The 11,273-nt window shown below is 63.9% G+C and carries 9 protein-coding genes; 4 read left to right on the top strand and 5 right to left on the bottom strand.

Features of this window, described 5'->3' with window-relative positions:
- Positions 1–108 precede the first annotated feature (108 nt).
- Both HG800_RS12485 and HG800_RS12480 read left to right on the top strand, forming a co-directional pair.
- Positions 109–4,218, top strand: coding sequence for a PVC-type heme-binding CxxCH protein (locus HG800_RS12485; RefSeq protein ID WP_169976962.1), 4,110 nt, complete (start codon positions 109–111; stop codon positions 4,216–4,218).
- A 49-nt stretch (positions 4,219–4,267) separates the two neighbouring features.
- Positions 4,268–5,218 (top strand): 6-phosphogluconolactonase, encoded by a 951-nt coding sequence (locus HG800_RS12480; protein WP_169976961.1) that lies wholly within the window; start codon positions 4,268–4,270, stop codon positions 5,216–5,218.
- Between the two features lie 85 nt (positions 5,219–5,303).
- Here HG800_RS12480 and HG800_RS12475 read toward each other — a convergent pair whose 3' ends face one another.
- The 4 genes from HG800_RS12475 to HG800_RS12460 form a co-directional block, all read right to left on the bottom strand.
- Complete coding sequence (locus HG800_RS12475) at positions 5,304–5,774, bottom strand: hypothetical protein (protein WP_169976960.1); 471 nt, start codon at positions 5,772–5,774, stop codon at positions 5,304–5,306.
- Positions 5,775–5,919: 145 nt separating this feature from the next.
- Entirely contained in the window at positions 5,920–7,620 is a 1,701-nt protein-coding gene (locus HG800_RS12470) for a hypothetical protein (RefSeq protein ID WP_169976959.1), read from the bottom strand.
- A 115-nt stretch (positions 7,621–7,735) separates the two neighbouring features.
- Positions 7,736–8,362 (bottom strand): redoxin family protein, encoded by a 627-nt coding sequence (locus tag HG800_RS12465; protein ID WP_169976958.1) that lies wholly within the window; start codon positions 8,360–8,362, stop codon positions 7,736–7,738.
- A gap of 204 nt (positions 8,363–8,566) precedes the next feature.
- Entirely contained in the window at positions 8,567–9,478 is a 912-nt protein-coding gene (locus HG800_RS12460) for a ZIP family metal transporter (RefSeq protein ID WP_169976957.1), read from the bottom strand.
- 314 nt (positions 9,479–9,792) lie between these two features.
- On the opposite strand from HG800_RS12460, the gene HG800_RS12455 reads away from it, so the two are divergent.
- Positions 9,793–10,080 carry a 4a-hydroxytetrahydrobiopterin dehydratase gene (locus HG800_RS12455; RefSeq protein ID WP_169976956.1) on the top strand — a complete coding sequence of 96 codons (288 nt, stop codon included), beginning with the start codon at positions 9,793–9,795 and terminating at the stop codon, positions 10,078–10,080.
- Positions 10,081–10,130: 50 nt separating this feature from the next.
- Here the strand turns inward: HG800_RS12455 and HG800_RS12450 are convergent, their stop codons facing one another.
- Positions 10,131–10,337 (bottom strand): small basic protein, encoded by a 207-nt coding sequence (locus HG800_RS12450; protein WP_169976955.1) that lies wholly within the window; start codon positions 10,335–10,337, stop codon positions 10,131–10,133.
- 133 nt (positions 10,338–10,470) lie between these two features.
- Here HG800_RS12450 and HG800_RS12445 point away from each other — a divergent pair, with 133 nt between their 5' ends.
- The gene (locus HG800_RS12445) at positions 10,471–11,166 is read left to right on the top strand and encodes a phospholipase D-like domain-containing protein (RefSeq protein WP_169976954.1); all 696 of its coding nucleotides are present in this window, start codon (positions 10,471–10,473) and stop codon (positions 11,164–11,166) included.
- Positions 11,167–11,273 lie beyond the last annotated feature (107 nt).

Here is an 11,273-nt window from a genome sequence, read left to right as displayed (position 1 = left end):
AAGCCACCGAATTGAGCGGCGGGGCGATCACTGGTATGGTGATCCATCATGCCCGGACGCACGCGGGGTCTCGCCCTCTCCCCTGTGACCTGCGAAACGAGACGCGCCATGACGTGTTCACGACTCGGTTTTCCGTTGATTTGCGCGGTGCTTGCCGGCGTGCTGCCGGCCTTGCCTGTGATGGCGCAGGAGGAGGCGAAGCCCCTCGGCGGCGTGGTGCCCAGCGACGCCGACGGCCGACCCCTGAATCTTGGCTTCGAGACCGGCACGCTCGACGACTGGATCGCCGAGGGAGACGCCTTCCGCGACCAGCCGATCGAGGGGGACACCGTCTCCGCCCGCCGGTCGGACATGGTGAGCAACCACGCGGGCCGCTTCTGGGTCGGCACGTTCGAGCGATCCGGGGATGAGCCGAAGGGGACGCTTACGTCGGTTCCCTTTGTCGTCTCGCAGCCATTTGCCAGCTTCTTGCTCGGGGGAGGGGCGCACCGGGGGACTCGGGTGGAGCTTCGGCTGGCCGACTCGGAGCGGGTGATCGCGGAGGCCACCGGCGAGAATGCCGAGGACATGAGCCGGGTGGTGGTGGACCTGTCGAAACAGCAGGGGGAGCGCATCCAGATCCGCCTCGTCGATGATGTCTCCGGGGGCTGGGGGCACATCAACTTCGACGACTTCCGATTCCACGAGGAGCGCCCGAAGGTCCCCGCCCGCGACCCGCTTCCTCCGCAGGACCAGATCGCCCACGCCGGGCTGTCTCCCGAGGAATCGGCCGCGGCGATGACCGTGCCGGAAGGATTCCGCGTGACGCTCGCCGCGGGGGAGCCGGACGTGGTGCGGCCGATCGCGCTGGCGATCGACGACCGGGGGCGGGTGTGGGTCCTCGAGAATCACACGTATCCCTTCAAGGCCCCGGAAGGGGAGGGGAGGGACCGCATCCTCATCTTCGAGGACGAGGACGGCGACGGGCGGTTCGATTCGCGGAAAGTCTTCCATGAAGGGCTGAACATGGCGACCGGCCTGGAACTGGGGTTCGGTGGCGTGTGGGTCGGCGCGGCTCCGGAGTTGCTGTTCATCCCCGATCGGGACGGAGACGATGTGCCCGACGGTGAGCCGGTCGTCCTGCTCGACGGCTGGGGGTTGGAGGACACGCACGAGACTCTCAATAGCTTTACCTGGGGGCCCGATGGCTGGCTCTACGGCTGCCACGGGGTCTTCACACATTCGAAGGTCGGCAAGCCGGGGACTCCGGATGAGGAACGCACCCCGATCAACGCCGGTGTCTGGCGTTACCACCCGACGAAGCACGAGTTCGAGGTCTTCGCCCACGGCACGAGCAACCCCTGGGGGGTCGACTTCGACCAGTATGGCAATTGCTTCATCACCGCCTGCGTGATTCCCCACCTCTACCACATGATCCCCGGCGGGCGTTATCAGCGGCAGGCGGGGCAGCACTTCAACCCGTACACGTACGACGACATCAAGACGATCGGCGATCATGTCCACTACCTCGGCCGCACGCCGCACTCCGGCAACGACCGCTCCGACGCCGCGGGAGGCGGGCACGCCCATTCCGGCCTCTTGATCTATCAGGGGGACGCCTGGCCCGAGGAGTACCGCGGCTCGCTTTTGATGAATAACATCCACGGTGCCCGCCTGAACCGCGACCTCGCCGAACCTTCCGGGTCCGGGTTCATCGGACGCCACGCCCCCGACTTCCTCCTGGCCAACGACCGCGCCTCGCAGATCCTCGCGTTCAAGCAAGGACCGGACGGAAACGTCTGGATGATCGACTGGTACGACCTCCAGCAGTGCCATGTCCCAAACGCGAGTGTTCATGACAAGAGCAAGGGACGTGTATTCAAAATTTCATATGGCGAACAGAGCCGCGAAAAAAACTGGTTGCCCCATGCCCAGACGCGACAGCTCGAGTACTCTGCTGTTGTCTCGAAGAATCCGTGGTACGCACGTCGCGCGATCAGGCGTCTTCATGAACTCGTTCTGATGAGAGATCCCGCGAAAAAACCTGAGGAGAAGCTCGGCCCACCTCAGCCCGGATTGCTTGGCCGTATGCTCGCCGGAGAATTCACTCCTCCCGATTCGGAAGGCCCCCTCTCGGATGCGAGCCGCCTTCGTGCCCTCTGGGCCATTCACGCTAGGTGGGTTCTCGACGATGCCACCATCGCCAGGGGCCTCAAGGATGATGCCCCTTCCATTCGCTCTTGGACGATCCGCCTTGCGATGGAGGACAAGGCCCCGTCGGATGCGACCCTCGCGGCCTTCACCGAGCTGGCGAAGTCCGAACGATCACCCATCGTCCGCCTCGAACTCGCCTCGGCCTTGCAACGAATGGCCGTCGATTTGCCTGCCCGCTGGGAGATCCTTGACGCTCTCGCCATGCACGCCGAAGACGCGGATGATCACAACATCCCGCTGATGCTCTGGTACGCCCTCGAACCGGCGGCGGCGAGCGATCCGGGCCGGGCCTTGAGCCTGGCGTCCCGCTCGCCGATCCCGAGACTCCTGGAATTCACGGTTCGGCGGATCGGGGCCATCGGGACGGATGAGGCGATCGCGATGCTCGTCGACGGCCTGGCGTCGGCCGATTCGGTTGAAGGACGGAAGACAATCCTCGGCGGCATCAACGAGGCGCTCAAGGGTCGCCGACAGGTGCCGATGCCTGAGCGGTGGCCGGCTGTCTTCCGAATGCTGCTCGATGAGGGAGACGCCGACCTCCGGTCGCAGGGGACCGCGCTGGCCCTGACCTTCGGCGATGCGTCGGCGCGGGATGTCCTGCTCGATCTGGTGACGGATCGGGCGGCCGATCCGAACCTCCGGCGCGAGGCGCTCGACGCCCTCCGACGTGCCCGAGCACCGGGCCTGGCGGGTCAGCTTCGCCACCTGATCGGGGACCCGGCGGTGAGGGGGCCGGCACTGCGAGCGTTGGCGGACTTCGACGACGTGGAGACGCCCGAGTCGGTCCTGGAGGCGTACCCTGACCTGCCGCTCGCGGAGAAGCGAGACGCCCTGAACACGCTCGCCTCGCGGCCGTTCTACGCCCGAGCGTTGCTCGATGCGGTGGGGCAGGGGACCGTGTCCGCGAGCGACCTGTCGGCCGATCTGGTGCGTCAGCTCCGCAACCTCGACGACGAGGCCGTGACCGCGAAGATCGCCGAGGTCTGGGGCACCGTCCGCGACACCCCGGCCGATCGGGCCGAGCGGATCGCCGCGTTCAAGGAAATGCTCACGACCTCGCCCGAGGTTGAGCCGGATGTGGCCCTCGGCCGTGCCGTGTTCGTGAAGACGTGTGCGCAGTGTCACGTGCTGTTCGATCAAGGCGGGAACGTCGGCCCTGAGCTGACGGGCTCGAACCGGGCGGATCTCGATTACATCCTTTCGAACGTGCTCGACCCCTCGGCCCTGATCGGCAAGGATTATCAGGCTCATCTGGTCGCCACGAGCGATGGACGCATCCTGACGGGAATCATCAAAGGTGAGAGTGAGGATGCCATCACGCTCTTGACGGCGAATGAGACGATCACCATTCCGCAAGATGAGATCGAGGAGCGCCAGGTCAGCGACCTGTCGATGATGCCCGATGACCTCTGGGCGAACGTCTCGAACCACGAAATCCGATCGCTCGTGGCCTATCTGGCCAGTCCCTCGCAGGTGCCGGTCCTGCTCACGGAAGACACGGCGCAAATGATTTTCAACGGCGAGGATCTGACCGGCTGGGTCGGCAATCCAGCGTTGTGGAGCGTCGAGAACGGCGAAATCGTCGGCAAGACCGAGGGCTTGAGGCGCAATGGGTTTCTCAGGAGCGAACTGGTCGCGGGGGATTTCCGCCTCACCTTGGAGGTCAAGCTCACCCCGAACGCTGAGAACAGCGGCATTCAGTTCCGCAGCGAACCCCTGCCCGAAGGAGAAGTGAAGGGCTATCAGGCCGACATCGGTGCGGGCTGGTGGGGCAAACTGTACGAGGAGCACGGCCGGGGCTTGCTCTGGGACGAACTGGGGGATGCTCACGTGAAGCCCGGCGAGTGGAATACGTACGAGATCATCGCCCAGGGTTCGACGATCCGAACCTTCCTCAACGGCAAGCCTTGCGTTGACCTGGATGATCCCAAAGGAGCCTGCCGAGGCATCTTTGCCCTGCAATTGCACTCGGGAGGGCCGATGGAGGTCCGGTTCCGCAACCTGGTCCTTGAACCGCTCGACTAATTTGATCCAAGAATCCGATTCCTACCTTTTTGATGGAGCCCGCCCGCGCATGAACCTCTTGACCACGCTCGCCGGATCGATGATGGAAGGGTTCCTCCCTTCCGGCTGGGACCTCGCGAAGATCGACGCCTGTTGCGCGCATCCCGCGGAATCGGTCACGGAACGCCAGGCGTTCTGGAACGATCGCTTCGAGCCGATCCCCTGCAAAACGGTCGAAGATTTCGACGTGATGATGGGTCACGAGATTGCCAAGAAAATCCGAGACGCCCGCACCGAGGGGCGAGATCTGGCCATGATCCTCCCCGTCGGTCCGATGGGGATGTATCGCTGGGCCGTCTACTTCCTGAAGGAGTGGGGCGTCTCGGCCGATCATGTCCACGGGTTTAACATGGACGAATGGTCGGATGCGTCGGGCAATACCCTCCCGGCCAACGACCCCGGCGCGTTCACGAACGCGATGGAGGCCGCCTTCTACGGCCCGCTCGGTTCGGCAAGCGTGCCGAAGGAACATCGCTGGTTCGCCACGTCGGACCGGCTGCCCGAGTATGCTGACCGGATCGCAGACCTGAAGAACGGGGGGGCGGAACTGGTCGTGATCTTCGGCATCGGCCGGGTGTGCCACATTGCCTTCTGGGAACCGCACTTCGCCTGCGAATATTCCGACGTCGAGACCTGGAAGGCCCAGACGCACCGGATCGGTGCGCGGCTTCACCCGCTTACGATCGAGCAGAATGCACTAACGAGCTTCAAGAGCCGGACGACGCTGGTGCCGGCCTTTGCCAACACGATCGGCCCAGGGCTGTTCCTGCAGGCCGACCACATCATCGGCGGATGCGACGGCATCCTCGGCCGGGGGATGCAGTGGCAGGGAATGAGCCTTTGGATGACCCTCCGCTATGGTCCCGACCCGTGGATTCCCAGCTCGTTCATGCCCACCCTGCCGGGACGCCTGTTCTTCCTGCAGGAACTCGCCGGGCCGCTGGAGCCGGAGATGAACTGATTCTTGGAGTGGCTGGGAGTCACGTCGCAGCCCCCAGTTGCAGAGGCATCATCCCGCCCCCTCGCTCGCGTCGCGGTTCCTGTCCTCAACATTCCGGACGACCTCGGCGAGGCGAACCAAAGTTGAGGCCGAACGGCCTGTGGCGGCGCAGTGCTTCGAGGAGGTCGCGTACCGCCATCGGCAGAAGAATACCGCCGAGGCCCAGGGTCAGCCAGTCTCTGAGCCGGGCGTGGCCTCCCCAGACCGTCGGAAGCGCGATGACGATCAACATCGCGGAGGCCAGGACGTGCAGGACTGGCATGTGCTGACTCGCCGTGTCGGCGACCGCCAGCGCCCCGTCTTCCGCGCCGACGAGTCGGTACAGCGTCCTCGCGGTGGCGTAGGCGACCGCGAAGAAAACGAGACATCCCTCGAAGATGACACGGTCCTCCTCGGGGGTCGTCCGGAACGGTACGTTCGGAGGATGCGGAACGTCGGGCATCATCAGGGCGATCACGGCCATGGACGCGGCGACCCCCGAGGCGATCGACAGCAGGATGATCGGGATTCGGCTCATGACGGTGGCGACTCCGGGTAGGTCGGGTCGATCGCGGCCCACTTACCCAGCAGTTGGGATCCAGAACGGCCCCCGCATCGTCAATCGACGAGGATGCGGGGGCCGTTGGGTTCAATTCGAATTCGGCTGCGGGGGTGGTGAGTGATTACTCATCGCCGGTCCTGGCCTCGGCGGCGCGACGGGCACGCTCCTCGCGCATTTGCTTCTCGATGTCTTCGAGCTGGGCGCGGAAGAGGAGATGCAGGTCGTCGGTGTCGCCTTGGGTGAGGTCCTGACCAGCCTTGGTGGCGGCGAAGAAGCCGAAGCACATCTCGTCGGTGGTGGCTTCGCCGAATCGGACGTCGATCGGTTCGGCAACCGGCTGGTTCGGGTTGTCCGTGCTGTTGTCGAAGTGGGCGATGACCTTCACGACGGAGCCGGCCGGGAGAAAGACCGGTTGTTTCAGCGTGTATTGAAGCTGCCAGTTGAAGTCCCAGCGGTCGATCCGGATCAGGTCGATCCGATTGCCGGAGGGGGTCTCGGCGTACATCGTCATATCGGTGCCGAGGAGGTGCATGTGCGGCGAGACTTTGTGGATCTCGACGTCGCAGGGCATCGGCAGCGTATCGCCGAGAACCTGATAATCCTTCGCCCCGGCGGGGATGGTGAACCGCATCTCGCCGGCGGCCCACCAGTGGAGGGCTTTCTTGATGGGGCGGTCTTTGGACGCGAGGTAGAGGCCGAGCCGGGATTGGTCCGTCTCCGGTTTGCCGCTCGGGTGGTAGTGAACTTGAAGAATGATGTGCGAGCCCTTCGGGAGGATCCGGCCGATCCTGTCGGGGAGTTGCTCAGCATTGGCGCCGGGAGCCCAGCCGCCGAGGTCGCCTCGGACGTCGATCATCGGGCCGCCGGGGCACTCGTAGCCGGGCTGGTCATCCTGTGCCGCGAGCTTCGCAGCCTCGCCGGTCACGTCGATGTAGCCGAGGATGTGGTGAACGACGCGTGGGTTGCCCGGCTGGTACTCAAGGCCGACGACCTCGGCATCCTCGGGCAAGGGGTTCGGGATCACGAAGCATCGGTAAATGTCGGCTCCGTCGGCGGGGATCTCGAAGGGTTCGGGCAGCTCGATGATGAGGTCCGGCTCGCCCAGAGTCCAGCCCTCGGAGAACTCGGGAGCAGGGGGCAGGTCGTCGGGATTCCCTTCGGGCATACCGGCATCGGCCCAGGCCTGGAAGGTGGCGATCTCAGCCTCGGTCAGCGAGCGGTCGTGCAGAAACGGCACGTCGCCGAAGTCAGGCGAGGCCAGCCAGGGGGGCATGCGGCGATCCTCGGTCACGGTGGCCAGGTCGTAGGCGTGCTTGCGGGCGTCCTGGTACGAGACGAGGGGGAAGGGGGCGATTTGACCCGGCCGATGGCATTCCTGACAGTGTTTTTGCAAGAGCGGGGCCACGTCTCGGGTGAACGTGGGCGAGTCGTCCTCGATCACGGGTGGAGCGTCGGCTTTGGGGGTCGTCGCCTCGGCAGTCGAAGTGGAGGCGAGGAGCAGGGCACCCCGGCTCGCGCCCCCCTGGCAGCAGTCGAGCGGGACACCCGCTGTCTCGGAAGGAGGCGAAGGTGGGCTTTCCTCGGGCACCAGGCACGCCTCCGACTCCTCGTCGGTCATGAGGCAACACGGGTCGTCCGCGATTTCGACGGAGCAGGGGAAGGCACTGGAAACGCTGCACGACGATTCCCCGGTCCCTCCGCCGAGCAGGCGGTCGATCCCGTCGGGATTCAGATACGCGAAGCCGGTCGAAAGGCCCAGGACTGCCACGGCGCAGAGGCTTGTCCCGGCAATCGAAGTGCGCGGTCTGGAAATCAGTCCCATCGAGTCGGTGCTCCTATTGTTGCAAACGCTCAACACCGAGGAGTCAAGAAACGTGGTCCACGAAGACGCTCACTAGGGTGAAGCAAACGATCAACCGATCGCGGCTTGGAGCGCCTCAAGGGGCCTCGCCGAAATCGGGTAAGGTGCAACCGATGGCCTCGGTCCGAGGTTCTCGAACCGGATTGCCGGCCAGGACGGAGGAAATCGCGTCGAGCAGGTCTTCCGAACGGACAATTTGCCTGCGTCGGCCAAGGTCGTAGAACTGGTCGTTGATTCGTCCCAGGTATCGAACGGATCCCTGGTCATCAATGACGACAGCCGAAGGAACCGTCTCGACCCCCAATTCTCGGGCCAGGCGGCCGGCCCCGAGGCGACCGATCGGGAATTCCAATGCGTACTCCTTCGCATGGGCCGCCACCTGGGCGTCGGTCAGGTCGGCATCGACGTACAGGCCAACGAATCGTACAGGATCGGAGTTGAACCGAGCAGCGATCCGGTTGAGCGTCGGGCTGTACTGGTTTGAGTTCGGGCACGGAGTCCAGAGGAAGACGATCGCCAGCACTCCACCGTCCGGAGCTTGTAGACACAACGGGTTCCCGTCCAGTCCTCGAACCTCGGTCGCAGGGCTTTCAGGTGATAATGAAACGGGAGCAGCGACGAGCGGGAGGTTGCTCGCCGCCAGCAATATCCCGATCGCGCCCACTCCCCAATGCACCTGTCGATGTGCTAGATGTCCAATCATGAGCCAGGATCCCTCCAGTTGATGAGGGTACTCCAGGACCGCGTTTCTTGTTTCGAGCTTACGGGAGGCGACTCGATCTTCGCTGTCGACTTGAACGAAACTCAGTGTATCGAGATTCCGTTGGTTTCGCTCAAGAAATCCTTATGAAGCCTCGGGTGCGCGCGAGGAAGCTCTAAACGGGGTCGGAGAGCGCGACAGTTCAGGTCAGGGGGTATCGGTCTGAACGGCGTGGTCGTGCCCCTCGTGAGCATTCGAGGAGTGGGCGTGCTCCGACTCGCCGAACGAGGAGAGAAACATCAGGCCGAGGCCAAGCAGAAAGGCAATGGACAGCTTTGTCCGGTCGTGCGAGTGGAAATGCAGCTCGGGCAGGAGGTCGCTCAGGGCAATGCAAAGGAACGTCCCCGCTGAGAAGGCCAGGGCAGACGCCGTGACGATCCCCGACCTCGGTGCATCAAGCAGCAAGACGCCGATCAGGAACAAAGCCACACCGATCGGAATCATCAGCGAGAAGCCAAAATTCACCAGATGGGCCATCGCTGGGGTTGTCCGGGCCCGAAGCATCAAGCTGATGACCGTCAGGGCATCGGCAGGTTTGTGGACGATCGTCGCCAGCAAGACTCCCCAGCTCGCGGCGCCGAAGGTTCCCTTGGTGCCGAAATCGGCGACGACCGCACTGGCCAGGGCCACCCCACCGATCATGCTATGCACTGCCAGGCCGATCACCGCCGCGGCCCAGTTGAGCGTTGGTGACTCAACTCGGCCACGGTTGAGTTGAGGCTGATGCTCGTGGCCGTGCTCATGCCCATGATCATGCCCAGGCCCATGCCCATGAAGTTCGGCAGCGCTGGGAGGTTCGTGCTGGTGGAACGAGAAGAAGCGTTCGAGCAAGAATAGGGCAGTCAACCCTGCGGCGGCCCAGCGAAGGGTACCGGCCGATCCGAGCGCGACGGCCTCGGGCATCATGTGGAAGAAGGCCGCACCGAGCATGGTCCCGGCGGCAAAGCTCAAGTAAAGCTGCAACCGGGTATGGGTGAGTGTCGCAACAAGCGGGAGTAATCCCCCAAGCAGACTGACGACAACAATCGCAACGCAAGAGAGGGCCAGGGCCAGGGTCATGCGACGGCCCTCCCGGGGCCGATCAGGACGAAATCGTGGTTGCAGGGGCGACCATGAGCGCCCGAACCCAGGCGGGTGAAGCACGAGGAACGGCCCTGGGAATCGCGCATGGTGACTACCGGGCGACACCAGGGTTGGCAACCATCCGAGCCCGGTGCTGCCGAGCCTGAGAACCGCCCCGAGAGGGGCCCCTTGCCCTCTCTACCAGAGCGGGAGATAATCAAGGTCCGATCATTTTGGACCGCGATGCCGCCAGGTTCGGCCATCTCAGGAGCATCGCGATCGGTCCGAATCCGATCCCCGAGGAGCGGGCCATGAAGAAGCTCCACGACGACGAGATCAAGGTTCGGCTCGCAACCATTCAGGGATGGGAGCATGTCGGCGACATGCTCATCCGCACCTGGCAGTTTGCGTCTGACCGACGCGGGCTTGAGTTCGTGAACCAGGCCTGGGCCGTGGCGGATCGGCTCAAGCATTATCCGGAGATTGTGCTCAGCTATCGTACGGTACGGATCGAGGTCAATAGCCGAGCAGAGGGCGGATTGACCGATCATGATTTTCAGCTCGCCACCGAGCTGAATGCCTTGCCTGACGATCGTTAAGCACAGGTACGAGGAGAGGCTGTGAACGCCCAGCCCGAGGAGCCAACCTGTCAGTCCTGGTTGCTGCTGTCCGGGCGTTTTGGTCCCGACTGACCGGCGGCAAGGTCGCGGTGCCGGGTCTTGGGCAGGCCGTAGACCGGGTGATCGTGATCCCAACGACCATCTTCCTGAAGAATCGCCAGTCGCTCGGCTCGGGTTTGCACGTTACGCTGGCGAGAAAGGCCGCTGGCCTTCTTTAAGCTTTTGTCCATCGACATCGGAACAAACTCCCAACCCCCCTTCCTTCCGAGGTCGGGGGCACGATTTCGGTTCTGAGGCGCCTTCGATCCGGGCCGGAACGAGGCATCATACCACCCCCGACCGGCCCACTGCAAGCCGATGAGCACCAAGATGCCCGACACCGACCGCATCGACGCCCTGCTTACCCAAACTCTCGACGATTACCGGCTCTCCCGTTCGGAGCGTCAGGCAATTGGCAGGGTGCTCGACGAGGCGCAGGCCGACGCCGCCACCGAGTCCTTCTGGCGCAACAGGGCCTTCGCCCTGGCCCGCAAAGCGCTGGCCGACGGTGGAGGGTCGGAAGTCCTCGACTGGCTCGAAGGCTTCGAAAAGCTGCTGGCCCATCGTGCCTCGGCCGATCGTGAGGGCCCGGCAGCGTCAGCGGCCTACTTCATGCCTGGAGACTCTGGCCCACGAGCCATTGCCGGGCTGTTCGACCGTGCCAGGCATTCGGTCGACGTCTGTGTCTTCACGATCACTGATGATCGGATCACCTCAGCAATTCTCGCTGCTCACCGACGAGGGGTGGCCCTCCGCATCATCAGCGATAATGAGAAGGCACATGACACCGGCTCGGACATCCGGGAACTCCGCCGCGAGGGAATCCCGTTGCACACCGACCGCGATCCGAACCACATGCACCACAAGTTTGCCATCTTCGACCGGACCACGCTGCTGACCGGGAGCTACAACTGGACCCGAGGGGCGGCTGAATTCAACTTCGAAAACTTCATCGTGACGAGCGATGCCGGGCTCGTCTCCGCCTTTCTTGGGGAGTTTGAACGGCTTTGGGACCGACTCGGCTGATCCATCTCACCGGAGATCGGACCTAGAGGTGTCCACGTGGGCCGTATCCTTGCTTTGAGAAACCGGCCATGGGAACGTTGACAGGGAAGTCTTGAGCCTCCTGGTGG

Origin of the sequence: Tautonia rosea (assembly GCF_012958305.1) — a bacterium.
Taxonomy (GTDB): Bacteria; Planctomycetota; Planctomycetia; order Isosphaerales; family Isosphaeraceae; genus Tautonia; species Tautonia rosea.
This window is presented reverse-complemented; position numbering and strand designations above follow the sequence as displayed.